Below are 19,043 nucleotides of genomic sequence, written 5' to 3' on the forward strand. Positions count from 1 at the left end.
GGCTCACCCCGCCGCGGGGCGCGACAGGAACCTCCCGGTCGGAGCGGCGTCGGTGACCGTGCCGTCGGTCATGATCGCGGTGCCGCGCAGGAAGGTGTCGGTCACCCGGGCGGTGAGCTTGGCGCCCTCGAACGGCGTGTACTCCTGGGTGGAGAGCGACTCCTCGGCGCGCACCGTCCAGGTGGAGTCGGGGTCGACCAGGGCGAGGTCGGCGTCCAGCCCGACCCGGATCGCGCCCTTGCGCGAGCCCAGGCCGTAGCGCTGGGCCGGGTTGGTGGCCGTGAGCTCGGCGATCCGGCCGTAGGAGAGCCCGCGCCGGCCGCCCTCGCTGACCATGCCGGCCAGCAGGTACTCGGCGCCGCCGAAGCCGGACTTGGCCAGGAAGACGTCGTCCTTGGGCTCGCCGAACTTGAGCTCCTCCTTGCAGCAGGCGTGGTCGGAGACCACCCAGTCGATCTTCCCGTCGAGGAGGTAGCCCCACAGCGCCTCCACGTCCTCCCGGGGGCGCAGCGGCGGGTTGACCTTGCCGCCCACCCCGTGGGCGGTGTCGCAGTCGGCGAGGAGGTGGCCGACGGTCACCTCGCGGCGGAAGTCGATGTGCGGGAACGCCGCCGCCATCGTCAGCGCCGCCTCGACCGCCTTCCGCGAGGTCAGGTGCAGCAGGTTGATCGTCGGCAGCTCGGTCTCGTGCGCGAGGTAGGACGCGATGGTCACCGCCAGCCCCTCCGAGTGCGGCGGGCGGGAGGCGCTGTAGGCCGGGAGCCCGGTCAGCGTCCCGTCCTCCTCCACCATCTTGGTGTAGGCCGACATGATCTCGGCCGTCTCGCAGTGCAGGGAGAGCGAGATCTGGTCGGCGATCTCCGGGTTCTCCTCGCGTGCCTTCTGGATGCCGCGCATCACGAACTCGAAGTGCGCGTAGTCGTACCGCTCGCCCTCGGGGGTCATCAGGAACTGCGACTGGTCGGCGCTGCGCCCGTGCAGCCCGTGGCTGCCGTAGAACATGAACACCTTGAACGACGTCACCCCGTGGTCGGTGACCAGCGACCCGATCTCGTCGATGTGCTCGCGGCTCATCGGCGCCAGGTGGTAGGCGTAGTCGACCAGCGCCCGGCCCTCGGTCAGGGCGAGCACCTCGGGGAAGAAGTCGGCGTACGAGCCGCCCTTGTTGAGGTAGTACTGCCCGGTGCGCATGTAGGAGAGCGACGTGGTGACGCCACCCTGCGCACAGGCGCGCGACTCGCTGGTCACGTCGTCGGGCAGCGGGTTGTAGATGCCCCAGTGCTGGTGCGCGTCGACGACGCCGGGGAACGCGACCCGGCCGCGGCCGTCGACGACCCGCGCGGCGCGCGCGGGGTCGATCCCCGCCTCGATCAGGGCGAACCGGCCGTCCTTGACGGCCAGGTCGACGGGCTGCGGAGCGTCGTGGCCGGGCAGCACCGCCGACACGTGGGTGAGGAGGACGTCGAACTCGGTCACTGGGACTCTCCTTGCATGGAGGCGGACAACGGCTTGAGGAGCGCGGCCAGGTCGGTCGCGGTGTGAAGCGAGAGGACGTCGTCGCGCACGGCGTCGGCGGCCCGCGCGGACAGGCGCCCCGCGACGTTGTCGCGGAACTTGGTGGCGAGCTCGTCGGCGGAGAGGGGGCGGGCCGGGCCGCCCCGGTTGGCCAGCACCTCCTCGACCAGCACCTCCCCGGTCGTGGTGGTCAGGGTCACCACCGCGGGGAACTGGAAGGGGTAGATCCGGTCGCACTGCTCGTCGGCGACGACCTCGACCTTGGCCATCAGCTCCCGGCGCAGAGGGTCCTGGGCGAGCGCGTCGGAGTAGTCCTCCAGGCTGGTGCCGAGCCCGCCCCCGCCGAGCAGGCCGGCGGCGAACGCGTAGGGCCCGGAGAACTGGGCCTGGTAGCCGGTCTCGGGGGTCCGCTTGACCTCGATCGGCTCGCCGATCGTCCGGACGGTCGAGGCGGCCACGCCGACGACCACCCGGGCCACCTGCTCGGGGGTGATCCCGCGGGCGCGGAAGGCCCGGCCCGCGTCGACCGTGGTGTGGGTGAAGTGGTTGGCCGGGTAGGGCTTGAAGAAGATGCCCGGCACCGACCACTCCTGGCCGAGGCCCTCGGTCACCGCCTCGGCCCGGAACCGGCCGTGCAGCCAGGCCTGGAAGAACCCGAACCGCCCCTCCAGCACGGTGGGCGGTCCGGTGAAGCCGCGGCGGACCAGCTGGGCGGCGGTGACGCCGGCCTGGGCCGCGAGGCCGCAGTGCAGCCGCTTGACGGTGCCGCCGGTGCGGTTGGCCTCGATCACGCCCGAGGCCATCGAGGCGGTGAGGCCGAGCGCGTCGGCGATGCCCCGCTCGTCGAGGCCGTAGGCCGTCGCGGCGGCGACCGCGGAGCCCATGGCGCCGGTGATCGAGGTCGCGTGCTGGCCGTGCTCGAAGAAGACCGAGTTGCCGAGCTCGGCGTCGTAGCCGGCCATGCCGAGCCGGACCGCGACCTCGATGCCGACCGCGATCGCCCGCACCGCCGCCTCGCCGGAGGCGCCGGCGTGCTCGGCGGCGGCCAGTGCCGCGGGGACCACCGAGGCGCTGGGGTGCAGCACCGACGGCAGGTGGGTGTCGTCGTAGTCGAGCGAGTGCGCCAGCACCCCGTTGGCGAAGGCGGCCTGTGCCGCCGTCACCCGGGTGGGCTCGCCCACGATGCCGGCCTGGGCGTGCCCGCCCTGGTCGAGCACGTGGCCGATCGCGGCGGCGGAGGTGGGCAGCCGGTGGGCGGCCACGCAGAGACCGAGGACGTCGAGGGTGCGCTGGCAGACCGAGTCGCGGACGTCCTCGGGGACGCCGTGGCGGGCGGTGTGGGCGGCGAATGAGGCGAGCTGCTGGGCCAGGGTGGGGCCGCCGTGCGCCTCGCCGGTGGCGTTGCCCGCCGGGCTCGCGCCGACGGCGGGCGCGTAGCCGCTCACCGGCCCACCACGGCCAGCGGCCGGACCGGGGAGCCGGTGGCCCCGAAGAACTTCAGGGGCGACATGACGAAGAGGAACTCGTGGGCCCCGGCGGCCGCCACCCCCTCGAGGTCGAGGGCCTCGATGATGTAGATCCCGCTCTCCACCAGCAGCACCCGGTGGGCGGGGAGGAGCCCGTGCCCGGCGCCGGGCCGCAGCTGCTCGTAGGCGATGGTGTCGGCGCCCGTGGCGTGGATGCCGCGACCGGCGAGGAAGGTCGCGCCGGCCTCCGAGACACCGGGCACCCCGGTGGTCAGGCCCCGGTAGGTGTCGCCGTCCCCGGCGTCGAAGTGCTGGCCCCACCCGGAGCGGACCAGCACCACGTCGCCGGCGCCGATCTCGGTGCCCTGCCGGTCCAGGGTCCGCTCCAGGTCGGCGACGGTGATCTCCTGGCCGGGCGCCAGCCGCTCCACGCCGAGCGCCGCGGGCACGTCGAGCAGGACGCCGCGCCGCAGCATCGGGTCGATGGTGTGCGCGCCGTGCTCGGCGAACCGGCCGCCGACCTGGGCGGCGGCGGCGTCGGCGCCGCCGTGCAGCCGGCCGTCCTGGGAGACGTGGGCCAGGGCGTCCACGTGGGTCCCGACGTGGGTCCCCATCGAGATCATGTCGTTGGCGGCCGACCCGCCGTCGGCCCGCACCATGTCGCCGTGCCGGCGCGGCATGGCGTGCCAGTAGGCCGGGTGGTTGGGGGACTGGGGCATCCCCACGGTGAGCGTGCGACCCAGGTCGTGGACCTCCAGGCCGGAGCGCACCGCGTCGAGCAGCCTCGCGGTGACCTCCCCGGTGGCGGGCGTGCCGACGGGCGTGGTGGTGGTCTGGGGTGTCTGGCTTGTCTGGCTTGTCATGGGGCGGCGTCCTCCGGGTGGGGCTGGCGGGTCAGGCGATCACGTGGCGGGCGCGCAGGTGGCTGCGCTCCTCCTCCTCCAGGCCCAGGGCGTCGAGCACCTCGTCGGTGTCCTGGCCGAGCGCCCGGCCGGTGAAGCGGATCTCGCCGGGGGTGCCGGACATCCGCCACATCACGTTGTGCTGGAGCACCGGGCCCAGGTCGTCGTCGGGAACCTCGACGAGCATCCCGGTCTCACGCACGTGCGGGTCCTCGACGAGGTCGCGGGCCGAGTAGACGGGCGCGATCGCCGCGCCGGCCTCGGTGAACGCCGCGACCACCTCGTCCCGGCTGCGGGCGGCGATCCAGGAGCCCACCATCTCGTCGAGCTCGTCGGCGTGCGCGGCGCGCGAGTGGCCCGCGGCGAACCAGGGCTCGTCGACCACCTCGGGGTGCCCGACCAGGCGCATCACCCGCTCGGCGATCGCCTGGGCGCTGGTGGAGATCGCCACCCAGTGGTCGTCCCCGGTGCGGTAGGCGTTGCGCGGGGCGTTGTTGGTGGAGCGGTTGCCGTGCCGCATCCCGACCTCGCCGGTCTGCTGGTAGACCGACGGGCCCGGGCCGACGGCGGCCATGATCGGGTCGAGCAGGTTGAGGTCGATGACCTGGCCCCGGCCGCCGTTGTGCTCGCGGGCGTAGAGCGCCATCGAGACCGCCGAGGAGGCGGCGATCCCGGCGATCGAGTCGGCCAGGCCGAAGGCGGGCAGGGTCGGGGGGCCGTCCGCGGGGCCGGTGAGGTGGGCGAACCCGCTCATCGCCTCGGCCAGGGTGCCGAAGCCGGCGCGCGAGGCGTAGGGGCCGACCTGGCCGAAGCCGGTGATCCGGAGCAGGACGAGCCCGGGGTTGTCCGCGTGCAGGACGTCGGGGCCGAGCCCCCAGCGCTCCAGGGTGCCCGGGCGGAAGTTCTCCACCACCACGTCGGCCTGGGCGGCCAGGGCGCGGAAGATGTCGGCGCCGTCCGGCTCCTTGAGGCTCAGGCCGATCGTGCGCTTGTTGCGCGAGATCTCCTTCCACCAGATCGGGACGCCGTCCTTGGCCGGTCCGTGGCCGCGCATCCCGTCGCCGGCGGTGGGGTGCTCGATCTTGATCACGTCGGCCCCGAAGTCGCCGAGGATCTGGCAGGCCAGGGGGCCGGCCAGGATGGTGGAGGCGTCGAGCACGCGCAAGCCGTTCAGCGGTCCCATGGGCAGAACATATATCATCTACGACCATGCGAGTGGATGTGGTCGTCGTCGGAGCCGGGGCTGCCGGGCTGTCGTGCAGCATCGAGGCGGCGCGGGGTGGCGCGAGCGTCCTGCTGGTGGAGAAGGACACCCGGCTGGGCGGCACGCTGCACCTCAGCGGCGGCCACCTGGCGGCCGGCGGCACGGCGCGGCAGGAGGAGCGCGGGATCGACGACTCCTGGTCGGCCCACCGCGACGACGTGCTGCGGATCAGCCGCGGCACCGCCCGCGCCGACCTGGTCGAGCTGGTGACCAGGCACGCGCCCGACACCGTGGCGTGGCTGGCCGCGCGCGGGTTCGCCTTCGCCGCGGAGACACCGCGGATCGTCTACGGCCACGAGCCCTACCTCACCCCCCGCACCGTCTACGGGGTCGACGAGGGGCTCTCCATCCTCAACGTGCTGCAGGCCGAGCTGGCCCAGGTGCGGGAGCAGGCCGAGCTGGAGGTGTGGACCGGCGCGGCGGTGACCGGCCTGCTGACCGGCCCGGAGGGTGCCGTCGAGGGGGTCAGCGTGCAGCGCGGCAGCGGCGAGGTGGAGGTGCGCGCCGGCGCGGTGGTGCTGGCCACCGGCGGCTACGGCGCCGACCCGGAGCTCTTCGCCGAGCTCGAGGGTGCCCCGCTCGTCTCCGCCGCGGCCCGGACCTCCACCGGCGACGGCCTCCACCTGGGGATGGAGGTGGGCGCCGCGCTGCAGGGGGCCGGCACCTACCTGCCCACCTTCGGGGGGCTGCCCGACCCGACCGCCCCCGGCCGGGCCAACTGGCACGACCGGCAGCGGCTCACCAGCGAGCGGCCCCCGTGGGAGATCTACGTCGACCGCTCGGGCCGGCGCTGGGTCGCCGAGGACGAGCCGTCCATCGACGAGAAGGAGCGGGCGCTGACCGGCGTGCCCGACCAGACCTTCTGGACCGTCTTCGACGACGCCGCCCTCGACGCGGCCACCGGCAGCCACCAGATCGTGGTCGGCAAGGAGCCGGACGAGGTGCGCGCGATGGCCAACACCCGGCCCGGGGTGCACGCCGCCGCGGACCTGCGCGAGCTGGCCGAGCTCGCCGGCATCGACCCCGAGGGCCTCGCCTCGACGGTGGGCGCCTACAACGAGGCCGTCGCCGCGGGGGAGGACCCCGAGCACGGCCGCACGCACCTGCCGGCGCCGATCGCCCGCGGTCCGTTCTACGCCCTGCGCAACCACGCCATCACCCTGGTCACCTTCCAGGGCCTCGACATCGACCCCGACTGTGCGGTGCGCGGGGACTCGGGCGAGGTGATCGGGGACCTCTACGCCGTGGGCGAGGTGATCGGGGCGGGCGCCACCTGCGGCAACAGCTTCTGCTCCGGGATGCTGCTCACCCCCGCCCTGACCCTGGGCCGCCTGCTCGGCGCCAGGCTGGCCCGCGACCGCGTGGTCGCCGGCGGTCCCGCCCGCTGACCGGACCGCGACCCGTGGTGCCGCCGGTTTCTCGGGAGCGTCGCGGGCCACGACAATGGCGTCATGTCCGCCTCCGCCGCCCGCAGTGCCACCGAAGCCGTCACCGTCGCGGTGACCCGGCACGTCGCCCCCGACCACGAGGCCGAGATGCACGCCTGGCTCCAGGCCGGTGACAGCCTCGCCCAGCGCTTCCCGGGCTTCCTGGGCAGCGGCTGGGTGCGGCCCTCGGAGCGGTCGACGGAGTGGCACATGCTCTACCGGTTCGCCGACCGTGCGTCGCTGGAGGCGTGGGAGACGTCGCCGCAGCGCCGGTGGTGGCTCGACTCCGCCGAGGGCAAGGTGGAGCAGCGGCGGGTCGAGCGCCGTACGGGTATCGAGGGCTGGTTCGACGAGCCCGCCTCGACCGAGGTGGCCGGCGAGCAGCCGCCGCCCCCGGCCCCTCCGCGGTGGAAGCAGATGGTGGTGATCTTCCTGGTCTTCTTCCCGCTCAGCCTCAGCACCAACTGGGCGGCCTCGCACCTGATCCCCGCCTGGCCGCTGGTGCCGCGGGTGCTGGTGATCATCAGCGTGATGACCCCGCTGATGACCTACGTCTTCATGCCGTGGGCGACCCGGCGGATGCAGTGGTTCCTGCAGCCGGGGCGCGACGCCCGGGGCTGAGCCCGGCGAAACGCGACGACTTCTGGACGTAACGTGAGGGCGACGGGACCGTAACTATCGGTCGATAGGTTCCTGGCTGTCACCCCGCCAGAGGAGCCGCCATGCCGGACCAAGTCACCGACACCACCCCCGCCGCCGAGCTGCGGCCGGTGGGTCGCGTCGTGCTCGTGGTGGTCGACGTCCAGGGCGGGGGCGACCCCGACAGCCTCTCCACCGGCATGGGCTACATGTCGGGCCGGCTGGACCGGAACGCGGGCATCGTGGAGCTCGTGGCCGCGGCCCGCGCCAAGGACGTGCCCGTCGTCTTCATCCAGGAGGTGCACAAGCCCTCCCTGGTCGACATCGGCCGCGAGCTCGACGGCGCCGAGGGCGTGCACTGCATCGAGGGCGCGCCCGGCACCGAGCTGCACCCCGGCCTGGACCCGCGGCCCGAGGAGTACCTGATCCGCAAGCGCCGCTACAGCGCCTTCTTCGGCACCGAGCTCGACCTCGTGCTGCGCGGCTACCGGGCCCAGACCGTGCTCCTGGTCGGCGGCATGACCGACGTCTGCATCCACTACACCGCGGTCGACGCGCACCAGCGCGACTACCACGTCCGCACCGTGACCGACCTGGTCCTCGGGTCCTCCCAGGAACGCCACGACGCCGCCCTGCGGGCGATCAAGTACCTGCAACGCGACGCCCTGGTGCATCGCCGAGCGGTCCACGACTGGCTCGGAACTCTCGGCTGACCAGTCCCCGGCACACGCTCGCAACGACGCGGGCGCGCTCTGCCTCCCCTCGACCGGCCCCTCCGGGACCGGTCGGTCCGGCCACACCCCTTCGTCGAGAAAGTCCCCGCCATGACTCGCAGCAAGCGCTTCTCGCTCCTCGCCGTCTCCGCCCTCGCCACCGCCTCGCTCACCGCCTGCGCGAGCGGGTCCACCCCGGGCTCGACCTCCGGGGCGGAGGACACCGTGCTCAACCTCGCCCTGCTCGGCGACATCCCCACGCCCGATCCCGACACCGCGTACGACGGCACCGAGCTCAACCTCGTCAACAACGCCTACGAGGGCCTCCTGGCCTACGTCCCCGGCCAGTCCGAGCCGGAGCTCACCGGCAAGCTCGCGACCGAGTGGTCGGCCAACGACGACAACACGGTCTTCACCTTCAAGCTCCGCGAGGGCGTCACCTTCCACGACGGCACCCCGTTCGACTCCTCGGCCGTGCAGGCCTCGTTCGAGCGGCGGACCGAGGTCGGGGAGGGGCCGTCCTACATGGTCGCCGGCGTCACCGGCGTCGAGACCCCCTCCGAGCACGAGGTGGTGATCACGCTCGAGGCGCCCAACTCCTCCTTCCTCGACCTGCTCGCCTCGCCCTTCGGCCCGAAGATGATCAGCCCCGCGGCGCTGGCCGAGCACCCCGTCACCGCCAAGGGCGAGGACTGGTTCGACGCCAACGAGGCGGGCACCGGCCCCTACACCTACGGCGCGTTCGAGCAGGGCGTCTCCTACGAGCTCGACGCCTACGAGGAGTACTGGGGCGAGAAGCCGGGCTACGAGAAGGTCCGCTTCGACGTCATCTCCAGCATGTCCACCATCCAGCTCAAGCTCGAGAACGACGAGCTCGACGGGCTGATCGGCTACACCGACGCCCCGACCTTCGGCGCGATGAGCAAGGACGACGGGCTGGCGACCTACACCTACCGCACCATGCAGACCCCGACGCTCTTCGTGAACCCGAAGAGCCCCAGCCTCAGCGACCAGAAGACCCGGACCGCGTTCCTGGGCGGGATCGACTTCCCGGCGGTCACCAAGGCCGCGCTCGGCGAGACCGGCGAGCCGACCACCGAGGTGTTCCCGCAGGGCCTGGTCCCCAGCGACCTCAACCAGCAGCAGATCCCGGAGGACCCCGGCGCCCTGGAGCGGCTGGCCGAGGGCGCCCTGGAGGGCAGGACCATCCGGATCGCCTACCCCGAGTCGACCCCGGCGGCAAAGGCGCTGAGCGACAACCTGGCCGCCGTCCTCAACACCGCCGGGATCCGCGCGGAGAGCGTCGGCTTCGCGTCCGGCACGTACTACTCCGTGCTGGAGAAGGGCGCCGACGCGCCCGACATGACCTTCTTCACCGGCTACCCCGACACCGCCCACCCGGACGCCTGGGGCTTCGTGTTCTACACGCCGTCGGGTGGCCTGGACCTCTTCGGCGCCGACGTGCCGGGCCTGGCGGACACGCTGGCGACGGCGGTGGAGACCTACGACGTGGACGCCTACGCCGAGGCCGCCTCGATGGTCAGCCGGTCGGGCTACTGGTACTCGGTCGGCACGATGCTCGGCACGGTCGTGGCCCAGCCCGAGGTGCAGGGCGTGGCCGACGCCACCCACCCGGTGGTCACCGGCGTGCTCGAGCTGAACCTGCTCCACCCGGAGGAGTGACGCCATGCCCGCCACCCCACCCGTCGCGGGACCCGCGACCCTCTCGCCGGCGGACCCGGCAGCCGGACCGACGGCAGGCCCGTCGGCAGGCCGGCCCGTGCTCTCGGTGGACGGCCTCACCGTCGGCTACCGGGGCCGGGGCGCGGTCACCGTCGCGGTCGACGACGTCTCGCTCGCGATCGAGCCTGGCCAGTGCCTGGGCCTGGTCGGCGAGAGCGGCTCGGGCAAGAGCACGATCGCGGCGGCCGTCCAGGGGCTGCTGACCCGCGAGCCCGGCGTCAGCACCAGCGGCACCGTCACCCTGCTCGGGCAGACGCTGGACCCGTCCGCCGAGGCGGGCTGGGGTGGGGTGCGCGGGCAGCAGGTGACCACGGTCTTCCAGGACCCGATGTCCTCGCTGGACCCGATGATGACCGTCGGCCGGATGCTCGGCCTGGTCACCGGGGATCGCGCCGAGAGCCTGCGGTGGCTCGAGGAGGTCGAGATCCGGGACCCCGCGGCGGTGCTGGGCAGCTATCCGCACCAGCTCTCCGGCGGGATGCGGCAGCGGGTGATGATCGCGCTGGCCTTGGCCCGCCGGCCCGCGCTCCTGGTGGCCGACGAGCCGACCACGGCCCTCGACGTGAGCGTCCAGGCGGAGATCCTCAAGCTCCTCACCCGGGAGCGCTCCGGCCTGGGCTGCGGGGTCCTCTTCGTCACCCACGACCTCGGGGTCGCCCGGGCGATGTGCCAGGAGGTCACGGTGCTCCGGCGCGGCCGGGTGGTCGAGCACGGGACGGCCGACCAGGTCTTCGACGCCCCGCGCGCCGACTACACCCGGCGGCTGGTCTCCTCCCGGCTCACCCTGACCACCGACCGGAGTCGCCCGATCGGGGAGCCGGAGCCGACGGTGGTGGCCGCGATGGCCGAGACCGGGCGGCACCCCGCAGCCGAGATCGAGCAGCACTGGCAGGCGGGACGGCTCACCTGGGGCGACTTCGAGGCGGAGACCGGCCGACCGCGCCGGCCCGCCCTGGAGATGGTGCAGGTCACGAAGTCCTTCGCCGCCGGGGGGCTCGGCCGGCGGCGGCGCAAGGAGGTGCTGCACGGGGTCGACCTGAGCATCGGCGCCCGCGAGAGCGTGGCCCTGGTGGGGGAGTCCGGCTCGGGCAAGTCCACCATCCTGCGGATCGCCGCGGGGCTGGAGACGGCGGACGACGGCGACGTGGTCGTCGACCGCAACCGCGGCGAGGGCGTCCAGGTCGTCTTCCAGGACGCCGGCTCCTCGCTCACGCCCTGGATGACGGTGCGGGCCCTGCTGCTCGAGCGTCTGGGCAACTCGCCCACGCACGCCCGGCTCGACCGCGCGGAGAAGGAGGACCGGGTCCGGCTCGCCCTGGAGCGGGTCGCGCTCCCGGCCGAGGTGCTCGACCGCCGGCCGGGCCAGCTGTCGGGCGGTCAGCGGCAGCGGGTCGCGATCGCGCGGGCCGTGGTCGTCCCCCCGGCGCTGCTGCTCTGCGACGAGCCGACCAGCGCCCTGGACGTCTCCGTGGCCGCCAGCGTGCTCAACCTGCTCAACCTGCTCCGGCACGACCTCGGGCTGCCGATGCTCTTCGTCACCCACGACCTGGCGGCCGCCCGGGTGATCGCCGACCGCGTCGACGTCATCTCGGCGGGCCGGATCGTCGAGCGGGTGCCCGCCGAGCAGCTCACCGACACCATGACCAGCGACTACGGCAGGAGGCTCCTCGATGCGGTCCTCGCCTGACACCCTTCCCGCGCCCGACGCGGTCCCGGCGGCCCCCCGCCGGGCCCTGCTCCTCCCCGGACGGTCCGGCGTGGCACCCCGCCCCGCCGGCCCCCGCCGGGTCACCGCCGAGCGGGTCTCGTTCGCGGTGCTGGGCCTGGTCGTCCTGGCCGCGGTCCTGGGGCCGTGGCTCTCGCCGTACGGGTCGACCGTGCCGTCGGGTGCGCCCTACCTGGCGCCCCTGACCTCCGGTCACCTGCTGGGCACCGACAACCTGGGCCTCGACATCCTCACCCGCGTCCTCGAGGGTGCCCGGACCAGCCTGTACGCCGCCGTGGTGGTGACCGCCGTGGCCGCCCTCGCCGGCCTGGTGGTCGGCACCGTCGCCGGCTACTACGGCGGCTGGGTCGACGGCCTGCTGATGCGGGTCACCGACCTCTTCCTCGCCTTCCCCGCGACCATCGTCGCGATGGCGATCGTGGCCGGGCTCGGCCCCTCGCTCTCCTCCTCGATGATCGGCATCACCATCGTCTGGTGGCCGCTCTACGCCCGGATCGTGCGCGGCGAGGTGCGCCGGGTCGCCACCAGCCTGCACGTGGAGGCCGCGCGGATCAACGGCACCTCCGGCTGGCGGCTGCTGCGCCGGCACGTGGTGCCCACGGTCCTGCCGACGGTCCTGATCACCGCCAGCCTGGACATCGGCGCGGTGATCATGGTCCTGGCCTCGCTGGCCTTCGTCGGTCTCGGCTCGCCGGCCCCCACGCCCGAGCTGGGGCTGATGGCCTCCGCCGGTCTCGACTACATCCTGAACGCCTGGTGGATCCCGATCATGCCGGGCCTGGCCGTCGGCGTGCTGGCCCTGGTGTTCAACTACGTGGGCGACGGCCTGCGTGGCGTCCTGCGCTCGAAGGGGGCCTGAGGCCATGCTCCGTTTCACCCTCTCCCGGCTCGGCTCGCTGGTCGCCGTGCTGCTCTCCCTCTCCGTGCTGGTCTTCGTGGTCAGCCGCTTCGGCGGCGGCGACCCGGTGCGGGCCTACCTGGGCGCCAACGCGTCGGCCGACGCGGTCGCCGAGATGCGCGCCGAGCTCGGCCTGGACCGGTCGATCCTGGTGCAGTACTGGGACTACCTGACCCGCCTGCTCTCCGGGGACTTCGGGCTCAGCCTCAGCACCCGGCGCAGCGTCGCCGACGAGCTGGCTGCCCGGGTCCCGGCCACCCTGGAGCTGGCGCTGTGGGCGATCCTGCTCTCGGTGGTCATCGGCGTCCTGCTGGCCCGGGTCTACACGCTGGGCGGTCGGCTGGCCGGCGTCCTGCGGTTCGTCCTCTACAGCGCGGCGAGCGCGCCCTCGTTCCTGGTCGCCACCTGCGGGGTGCTGCTCTTCTTCGCCCAGCTGGGCTGGCTGCCGGTCTCGGGGCGGACGTCGTACGGGCCCAGCGAGGGCCTGACCGGCCTCTTCGTGGTGGACGGGCTGCTCACCGGGAACGCGGCCTACGCGCTGGACGCGGTGGCGCACCTGCTCATCCCGGCGGTCGCGGCGGCGCTCGGCCCGGGCGTGGCCCTGGCCAGGGTGCTCGCCGACGGCCTCGGCACCGCGATGGGCTCCGGCTACGCCCGGACCGCCCGCGCCCTGGGCGAGACCGAGGGCCAGCTGCTGCGCCGGCACGCGCTGCGCAACTCGGTGAGCCCGGCCATGAGCCTGCTGGGGGTGCAGATCGGGATGATGCTCTCCAGCCTCGTCGTGGTCGAGCAGATCTTCTCCTGGAACGGGCTGGGCCAGTACCTGGTCCGCGCCATCAACGCCTCCGACACCAACTCGGTCGCCACCATCGCCCTGGTGCTCGGCGCCTTCTACGTGGTCGTCAACACCCTGGTCGACCTCGCCCAGGGAGCGATCGACCCGCGGGTCCGGCTCCGCTGACCGGTCCGTCGCGCCTGCTCGCAGGCGCGCCTCCCACCCCTCTCACCCCACATCCCCTCCCTCACCGCACCGCAAGGAGACCTGCCATGACGACCCAACCCGTCATCCGACCCGTGACCGACTGGACACCCGCCGAGGACCTCAAGCCCGTCGGCAACGTCGTGCTCGTCGTCGTCGACATCCAGGGCGGCGGGGAGAACCCGTTCGTCCCCCACGAGCCCGGAGGGGGGTTCATGCCCGACCGCGAGGACCGCAACCGGCGGGCCGTCGAGCTGGTCGACGCGTTCCGCGCCAAGGACGTGCCCGTCGTCTTCATCCAGGAGGTGCACAAGCCCTCCCTGGTCGACATCGGCCGCGAGCTCGACGGCGCCGAGGGCGTGCACTGCGTCGAGGGCGACCCGCGCACCGAGCTGCACCCGGGCCTGGACCCGAAGCCCGAGGAGTACCTGATCCGCAAGCGCCGCTACAGCGCGTTCTTCGGCAGCGAGCTCGACCTGGTGCTGCGCGGCTACGGGGCGCAGACGGTCGTCCTGATCGGCGGGATGACCGACGTCTGCGTGCACTACACCGCGGTCGACGCGCACCAGTACGACTACCACTTCCGCACCATCACCGACCTCGTCGTCGGCTCCGGCGAGGAGCTGCACGAGGCGGCGCTGCGCTCCATGAAGTACCTCCAGCGCGACTCCCTGGTCACCAGCCAGGCCGTTCACGACTGGCTCGAGACCGTCACCCCCGTCACCACCGCTGAGATCGCTGAGGAGATCGCATGAACATCCAGGGCCGTACCGCACTCGTCGTCGTCGACTTCCAGGGCGGTGACCTGAGCGGCGACTTCTGCACCTACGACCACGAGCAGCTGCGCAAGGCCATCGACATGGTGGACGCCTGCCGCGCCGCCGACGTCCCGGTGGTCTGGATCCAGGAGGTGCACAAGCCGCACCTGGCCGACATCGGCCGGGAGCTCGACGGCTCCGAGGGGCCGCACTGCCTGGAGAACGACCCCAACAACGTGATCGCCCACGGGCTCGAGCCGAGGCCGGAGGAGTTCCACATCCGCAAGCGCCGCTACTCGGCGTTCTTCGCCACCGAGCTCGACATCGTGCTCAAGTCCTACGACGTCGACAGCCTCATCCTGATCGGCGGCTTCACCGACGTCTGCGTGCTCTACACCGCCGTGGACGCCCACCAGCGCGACTTCTTCATCAACGTCGTCACCGACGTGGTCGCCGGGTCGAGCAAGCCGGCCCACGACGACGCGCTGAAGATGATCAACTACCTCCAGCGCAAGGCGCTGGTGACCTCCGACGAGGTCATGGAGTGGGTCTCCTCGGTACCCGTGCCTGCGTGACCCTGCCGATCGTCGAAGGCCCGGGCCGGCCGCTCCGTGAGCGGCTGCCCCGGGCCTTCTGGGCGGTGTGGTGCGGCGTCCTGGTCCTCTCGATGGGCCGGTTCGTCGCACCGCTGCTGGCGACCTGGCTGAGCGGCGAGCGCGGTCTGGACGCGCTGACCATCGGGCTCGTCACCGCCACCTACGGGCTCGGCGGGGTGGCGGCCAGCCTGGGCGGGGGCTACCTCGCCGACCGGTTCGGCCGGCTCCGCGTCATCGCCGCCGGCCAGCTCTCCTCCGCGGCGCTGCTGGTGGTGCTGGCGCAGTCGCTGGACGTCGCGAAGCTCTCCGCGGTCCTGCTCGCCTACGGGTTCGCCTCGCACCTGGGCAGCCCGGCGCTGAGCTCGCTGGTCACCGAGCGGGTGGCCCCGCACCAGCGCGAGCGGGCCTACAGCCTCTACGTCTGGGCGATGAACGCCGGGTTCGCCGCCGGCCCCCTGCTCGCGAGCTGGCTCGCGGGGTACTCGTTCGCGGTCGTCTTCTACCTGGAGGCGGTGCTGCTGATGGTGGTGCTCGGGGTGCTCGTGTGGGCGCTGCGCGGGGACCCCCGGCCCGCGGCCACGCAGCGGATGAGCCTGCGCGCCGCCTACGCGGTGGTCCTGCGCGACCGGGTCTTCCTGGTCTTCACCGCGACCATGACCGCCTACATGGTGGTCTACATCCAGGGCACCGTCACGCTGCCGGTCGTGATGGACCAGGAGGGCTTCTCGATCTCCCAGTACGGGCTGCTGCTCAGCCTCAACGGGGTGCTGCTCTGCGCCTTGCAGATGCCGCTGGTGCGGGTGCTGGAACGGGTCACCAAGACGACCGCGCTGAGCTGGGCGGTGGCGCTGACGATGGCGGGGTACGCCGTCCAGGTGGTGGCCACCGAGTGGTGGCACTACGCGGTGGCCGTCGTCGCGTGGAGCCTGGGGGAGCTGGGCGTCTTCCCCGTCGCGGCCACCGTGGTGGCCGACCTGGCGCCGGCCCGGCTGCTGGCCACCTACCAGGGCTTCTACGGCATGACCTGGACCGTCGGCCGCACCCTCGCCTCGCTGCTCGGCGGGGTGGCGCTGGCCACCCTCGGACCCCAGGGGCTGTGGCTCTCCTGCCTGGTCGTGCTCTTCCTCACCGGCCTGACCCTGGCGCTCAGCCGCCGGGCCCGGACCGAGCGGGAGAGCGCCGGCCGGGCCGCCGCGCGGGCGGCGTACACCGTCACCGCGTGACCCCCCGGGCCGCTCAGCCGACGATGCGCAGCACGGCCTCGCAGGTCTGCGCGGCCACCGTCGCGGCGTCGAGGTCGGGCTCGTTGACCCGGCGCAGGAGCACGCCCTCGATCAGCGTCAGCACGACCTTGGTCACCGCGGAGGTGTCCTCGCGGGGCCGCCCCGACTCCGCCAGGGCGTCCTCGACGAGCCGTTCGTAGGTCCGCCAGAAGTCGCTGCCGACGCCCAGCAGGGTGTCGCCGACCTCGTCGCGCACGTCCGGCATGTAGCCGAGCAGCCCGATGTTGAACGCCGGTTCGCATAGCCCTCGGACGTCGAAGTCGACCAGGACGGCGAGCCGCTCGTGGGCGGTCAGCGCGGGGTCCTCGAGCAGCGCCCGCGCGCTCTCGAGGGTCGGACGCAGGGTCTGCTGGAGCACCTCGACCAGGATGTCGGACTTGACCGAGAAGTGGGCGTAGAGGGAGGGCTGCTTGATCCCGGCGGCCCGGGCGATGTCCCGGGTGGTCGTCCGGGCGTATCCCTGGGCGACGAAGAGCTCGGTCGCCACGTCGACGATCCGCTGCCGGCCGCCGCGGGCGGCGGACTGGCCGGCGGACGGGCCGGAGGGCTCGCTGGTCACAGCAGCGCGCCGCCGGCCTGCGCGTAGCCGCGCGCGATCGCCCCGGTGAACCGCCAGTCGTCCACCGGCCACGGCCAGTGTCCCGCGGCCGCGGCCCGCTCCTGGGGCACCCCGTCGGCGACCAGAGCGCGGATGGTGTCGGCCACCTGGCGCAGGTCGTCGCGCTGCGCCTCGACCCACTCGCGCCCGACGGGGATCCCGTGGCCGGGGAGCACGCAGGTGTCGGGGCCGATCCCGGCCAGCACCCGGTCGATGGTGGCGGGCCAGTCCAGCGGATAGCTGTCCTCGGAGTAGACCGGCGGCCCGGTCTGCTCGAGCAGGTCGCCGACCTGGACCAGGTCGGCGTCGGGCACGGTGACCACCAGGTCGCCCGCCGTGTGGCCCCGGCCGGGGTGGCTCAGCGTCACCGTGCGGCCACCCAGGTCGACCTCGGTCCGCCCCTCGAAGGGGTGGTCGGCGGGGGTCACCTCGGTGGCGAGCACCTCGGGGGTCCTGGGGTCGGCGCCGGTGGTCCCCGACGCCCCCGAGACCGGCGAGACCTCGAAGCGCTTCTTGAACCGGGCCGCGGAGGGCAGCGTGTTGGCGGCGGCCACCGCGGTCGCGTAGATCGGCACCGGGCCGTAGAGGTCGCGCAGCGCGGTGTTGCCGAAGGTGTGGTCGAAGTGCTCGTGGGTGTTGACCACGGCCACGACGTCGCCCAGGCCGGCGCGACGCAGGTCCTGGACCACGCCGCGGGCGGCCCGGTCGGAGGAGTGCGTGTCGATCATCAGCAGGCCCTCGTCGCCACCGACCACGGTGACCGAGACGTCGTACCACTCGTAGCGCGCCAGCCAGACCCGGTCGGCGACCTCGTGGAACCCGGTGTCGTATCCGTACATGAGCCATTCCTATCAGCGGATAGGCGCGGGCGTGGGTCGCTCGTGTGACGCTTGTGTTTCCTCCCTGCCGGATGCGGGGGAGTGAGCAGGAATTTACCTGGCTGTTCGATACCGGGCCGGCCCCCGAAATCCTCCGGGAGCCAAATGGGAGCACTTTCTGTCGATCGACAGAAAGCCGCCGTCCCAGGAGTCGCCATGATCATCACCGGAATCGGCCTGACCGTCGCGCTGGTCCTCTTCGTCGGCATCGCGGTGGCGCGCAAGGTCGACGGCGACAGCGCCAACTACCTCGTGGCCGGCCGCCAGCTCGGGCTGCCCCTGGTCGCGGTCGCGCTGACCACCGCGGCGGTGGACAGCAACGCCACCATCGGCAACACCGACACCTCCGCCACCGCGGGCTTCTGGGCCGGCGCCTCGCTGGCCCTGGGCCTGGCCGTCTGCCTGCTGCTCGCCGGGCTGTTCCTGGCCAAGCCGATGAACCGGATGGGCCTGTTCACCCTGGGGGACTTCTTCGCCCGCCGCTACGACCGCCGGGTCGAGGTCTGCGCCTCGGTGCTGATGATCGCCTCGTTCACCATCCTGCTCGCGGGCAACCTGGTGGCGATGGGGTTCCTGGTCGAGTACTTCACCGGGCTCTCGTACGCCGTCGGGGTGGTGCTCGCCGTCCTCCTGATCCTCGGCTACACGATCGGCGGCGGGCTCTACTCCGACGCCTACACCTCGGTCGTCCAGGCGGTGCTGACCCTGGCCGCGACCGTGGTCCTGCTGGTCTGGTTCACCTCCACCTTCGGCCTCTCCGTGCCCGAGGGCATGGGCCCGTTCGACCTCGGCCAGCTCACCGACCCGGGTCAGGGCGCCGCGATCAACTGGGCCACCCTGGTCTCGCTCGGCATCGGCGACCTCGTCGCCATCGACTTCATGCAGCGGATCTTCGCCGCCCGCACCCCCGAGATCGCCCAGAAGGCCTGCTTCATCGGCGCCGGCACGACCGCGGTCATCGGCACCGTCTGGTCGCTGATCGCCCTGAGCGGGGTCGACAAGCTCGGCATCACCGCCGACCAGGGACCGGTGATCTACCAGCTCCTCGACGGCCATGCGCCGGCCCTGCTGGCGGTCCTCGTGCTCTCCGGGGTGGTGGCGGCCTCCTTCTCCACCGCGTCGGGGGCGATCCTGGCCACCAGCGCCGTCGCGGTCCGCAACCTCTTCGGCGTGCGCCGCGAGGTGGCGCCGGGCCACGCCGACCCGCTGCTGCGCTGGACCCGCGCGGCGATGGTGCCGGTCGTGGTCGTCGGGGCGCTGCTGGCCCTGCGGGTGAGCCAGACCGGCATCCTGCTGACCCTCGCCTTCGACCTGATGCTCGCCTGCCTGATCGCCCCCTTCGTGCTGGGGCTCTTCTGGCGGGGAGCCACCGTCACCGGGGCGCTGGTGGGTGCCGGGGCGGGCCTGGTGGTCCGGCTCTTCTTCCTGGTGATGACGCCGACCCTCTACGGCTTCGACAACGACCTGCTGCACCTGCCCAACGACGTCTTCACCGCCGACTTCGACGGCTGGGCGACGCTGCTGGCGGCGGCGGTCGGGATCGGCGCCTTCGTCGTGGCCTCCCTGCTCACCGCCGGCCACGACGAGGAGGAGCGCGACCTGCTCGCCCTCGACCGGACCAGGGTGCCGGAGCCCGACGCGGTCTGAGCGGCGCAGTC

At 73.1% G+C, this 19,043-nt stretch carries 17 protein-coding genes; 11 read left to right on the top strand and 6 right to left on the bottom strand.

Going from position 1 to position 19,043, the window contains the following annotated elements; all coding sequences use genetic code 11:
* Positions 1 to 3: 3 nt before the first annotated feature.
* The 4 genes from AC4BGE_RS11640 to AC4BGE_RS11655 are packed head-to-tail and all read right to left on the bottom strand — an operon-like array spanning position 4 to position 5,066.
* On the bottom strand, positions 4 to 1,476 hold the full coding sequence (locus AC4BGE_RS11640) for a dihydroorotase (RefSeq protein WP_490570725.1): 1,473 nt from the start codon (positions 1,474 to 1,476) through the stop codon (positions 4 to 6).
* Entirely contained in the window at positions 1,473 to 2,960 is a 1,488-nt protein-coding gene (locus tag AC4BGE_RS11645) for an MmgE/PrpD family protein (RefSeq protein WP_490575371.1), read from the bottom strand. The genes AC4BGE_RS11640 and AC4BGE_RS11645 overlap by 4 nt, the downstream gene beginning before the upstream one ends.
* Positions 2,957 to 3,844 (bottom strand): cyclase family protein, encoded by an 888-nt coding sequence (locus tag AC4BGE_RS11650; RefSeq protein WP_490575372.1) that lies wholly within the window; start codon positions 3,842 to 3,844, stop codon positions 2,957 to 2,959. Before AC4BGE_RS11650 ends, AC4BGE_RS11645 begins: the two co-directional genes overlap by 4 nt.
* Positions 3,845 to 3,875: 31 nt before the next feature.
* A complete protein-coding gene (locus AC4BGE_RS11655; protein ID WP_490575373.1) occupies positions 3,876 to 5,066 on the bottom strand; it encodes a CaiB/BaiF CoA transferase family protein in 1,191 nt (396 codons plus the stop codon).
* A gap of 26 nt (positions 5,067 to 5,092) precedes the next feature.
* Between AC4BGE_RS11655 and AC4BGE_RS11660 the strand changes: the two genes are divergently transcribed.
* From AC4BGE_RS11660 to AC4BGE_RS11705, 10 genes are all read left to right on the top strand, one after another.
* Positions 5,093 to 6,535 carry an FAD-dependent oxidoreductase gene (locus tag AC4BGE_RS11660; RefSeq protein ID WP_490575374.1) on the top strand — a complete coding sequence of 481 codons (1,443 nt, stop codon included), beginning with the start codon at positions 5,093 to 5,095 and terminating at the stop codon, positions 6,533 to 6,535.
* Positions 6,536 to 6,598: 63 nt separating this feature from the next.
* Positions 6,599 to 7,195 carry an antibiotic biosynthesis monooxygenase gene (locus tag AC4BGE_RS11665; protein ID WP_490575375.1) on the top strand — a complete coding sequence of 199 codons (597 nt, stop codon included), beginning with the start codon at positions 6,599 to 6,601 and terminating at the stop codon, positions 7,193 to 7,195.
* 101 nt (positions 7,196 to 7,296) lie between these two features.
* Positions 7,297 to 7,926 carry a cysteine hydrolase family protein gene (locus tag AC4BGE_RS11670; RefSeq protein ID WP_490575376.1) on the top strand — a complete coding sequence of 210 codons (630 nt, stop codon included), beginning with the start codon at positions 7,297 to 7,299 and terminating at the stop codon, positions 7,924 to 7,926.
* A 111-nt stretch (positions 7,927 to 8,037) separates the two neighbouring features.
* Entirely contained in the window at positions 8,038 to 9,609 is a 1,572-nt protein-coding gene (locus AC4BGE_RS11675; RefSeq protein ID WP_490570718.1) for an ABC transporter substrate-binding protein, read from the top strand.
* 4 nt (positions 9,610 to 9,613) lie between these two features.
* Positions 9,614 to 11,356 (top strand): ATP-binding cassette domain-containing protein, encoded by a 1,743-nt coding sequence (locus AC4BGE_RS11680; RefSeq protein WP_490575377.1) that lies wholly within the window; start codon positions 9,614 to 9,616, stop codon positions 11,354 to 11,356.
* Entirely contained in the window at positions 11,340 to 12,254 is a 915-nt protein-coding gene (locus tag AC4BGE_RS11685) for an ABC transporter permease (RefSeq protein WP_490575378.1), read from the top strand. The genes AC4BGE_RS11680 and AC4BGE_RS11685 overlap by 17 nt, the downstream gene beginning before the upstream one ends.
* 4 nt (positions 12,255 to 12,258) lie before the next feature.
* Positions 12,259 to 13,254 carry an ABC transporter permease gene (locus tag AC4BGE_RS11690; protein ID WP_490575379.1) on the top strand — a complete coding sequence of 332 codons (996 nt, stop codon included), beginning with the start codon at positions 12,259 to 12,261 and terminating at the stop codon, positions 13,252 to 13,254.
* A gap of 86 nt (positions 13,255 to 13,340) precedes the next feature.
* The gene (locus AC4BGE_RS11695; RefSeq protein ID WP_490570714.1) at positions 13,341 to 14,027 is read left to right on the top strand and encodes a cysteine hydrolase family protein; all 687 of its coding nucleotides are present in this window, start codon (positions 13,341 to 13,343) and stop codon (positions 14,025 to 14,027) included.
* On the top strand, positions 14,024 to 14,605 hold the full coding sequence (locus AC4BGE_RS11700; RefSeq protein ID WP_490570713.1) for a cysteine hydrolase family protein: 582 nt from the start codon (positions 14,024 to 14,026) through the stop codon (positions 14,603 to 14,605). The genes AC4BGE_RS11695 and AC4BGE_RS11700 overlap by 4 nt, the downstream gene beginning before the upstream one ends.
* Positions 14,602 to 15,849, top strand: coding sequence for an MDR family MFS transporter (locus tag AC4BGE_RS11705; RefSeq protein ID WP_490575380.1), 1,248 nt, complete (start codon positions 14,602 to 14,604; stop codon positions 15,847 to 15,849). The genes AC4BGE_RS11700 and AC4BGE_RS11705 overlap by 4 nt, the downstream gene beginning before the upstream one ends.
* Before the next feature lie 13 nt (positions 15,850 to 15,862).
* Here the strand turns inward: AC4BGE_RS11705 and AC4BGE_RS11710 are convergent, their stop codons facing one another.
* Positions 15,863 to 16,468, bottom strand: a complete 606-nt coding sequence (locus tag AC4BGE_RS11710) for a TetR/AcrR family transcriptional regulator (protein ID WP_490575381.1) — start codon at positions 16,466 to 16,468, stop codon at positions 15,863 to 15,865.
* Positions 16,465 to 17,346 carry an MBL fold metallo-hydrolase gene (locus AC4BGE_RS11715; protein WP_490575382.1) on the bottom strand — a complete coding sequence of 294 codons (882 nt, stop codon included), beginning with the start codon at positions 17,344 to 17,346 and terminating at the stop codon, positions 16,465 to 16,467. Before AC4BGE_RS11715 ends, AC4BGE_RS11710 begins: the two co-directional genes overlap by 4 nt.
* 195 nt (positions 17,347 to 17,541) lie before the next feature.
* Here AC4BGE_RS11715 and AC4BGE_RS11720 point away from each other — a divergent pair, with 195 nt between their 5' ends.
* Positions 17,542 to 19,032 (top strand): high affinity choline transporter 1, encoded by a 1,491-nt coding sequence (locus AC4BGE_RS11720; RefSeq protein WP_490575383.1) that lies wholly within the window; start codon positions 17,542 to 17,544, stop codon positions 19,030 to 19,032.
* Positions 19,033 to 19,043: the final 11 nt, after the last annotated feature.

The organism is Nocardioides sp. Z50_6, from assembly GCF_058215755.1.

What these genes read in the sequence shown, in the direction of transcription:
- AC4BGE_RS11650 (WP_490575372.1), bottom strand. Translation starts at nt 3,844, where the DNA reads ATGACAAGCCAGACAAGCCAGACACCCCAGACCACCACCACGCCCGTC.
- AC4BGE_RS11655 (WP_490575373.1), bottom strand. Translation starts at nt 5,066, where the DNA reads ATGGGACCGCTGAACGGCTTGCGCGTGCTCGACGCCTCCACCATCCTG.
- AC4BGE_RS11660 (WP_490575374.1), top strand. Translation starts at nt 5,093, where the DNA reads ATGCGAGTGGATGTGGTCGTCGTCGGAGCCGGGGCTGCCGGGCTGTCG.
- AC4BGE_RS11665 (WP_490575375.1), top strand. Translation starts at nt 6,599, where the DNA reads ATGTCCGCCTCCGCCGCCCGCAGTGCCACCGAAGCCGTCACCGTCGCG.
- AC4BGE_RS11670 (WP_490575376.1), top strand. Translation starts at nt 7,297, where the DNA reads ATGCCGGACCAAGTCACCGACACCACCCCCGCCGCCGAGCTGCGGCCG.
- AC4BGE_RS11675 (WP_490570718.1), top strand. Translation starts at nt 8,038, where the DNA reads ATGACTCGCAGCAAGCGCTTCTCGCTCCTCGCCGTCTCCGCCCTCGCC.
- AC4BGE_RS11680 (WP_490575377.1), top strand. Translation starts at nt 9,614, where the DNA reads ATGCCCGCCACCCCACCCGTCGCGGGACCCGCGACCCTCTCGCCGGCG.
- AC4BGE_RS11685 (WP_490575378.1), top strand. Translation starts at nt 11,340, where the DNA reads ATGCGGTCCTCGCCTGACACCCTTCCCGCGCCCGACGCGGTCCCGGCG.
- AC4BGE_RS11690 (WP_490575379.1), top strand. Translation starts at nt 12,259, where the DNA reads ATGCTCCGTTTCACCCTCTCCCGGCTCGGCTCGCTGGTCGCCGTGCTG.
- AC4BGE_RS11695 (WP_490570714.1), top strand. Translation starts at nt 13,341, where the DNA reads ATGACGACCCAACCCGTCATCCGACCCGTGACCGACTGGACACCCGCC.
- AC4BGE_RS11700 (WP_490570713.1), top strand. Translation starts at nt 14,024, where the DNA reads ATGAACATCCAGGGCCGTACCGCACTCGTCGTCGTCGACTTCCAGGGC.
- AC4BGE_RS11715 (WP_490575382.1), bottom strand. Translation starts at nt 17,346, where the DNA reads ATGTACGGATACGACACCGGGTTCCACGAGGTCGCCGACCGGGTCTGG.
- AC4BGE_RS11720 (WP_490575383.1), top strand. Translation starts at nt 17,542, where the DNA reads ATGATCATCACCGGAATCGGCCTGACCGTCGCGCTGGTCCTCTTCGTC.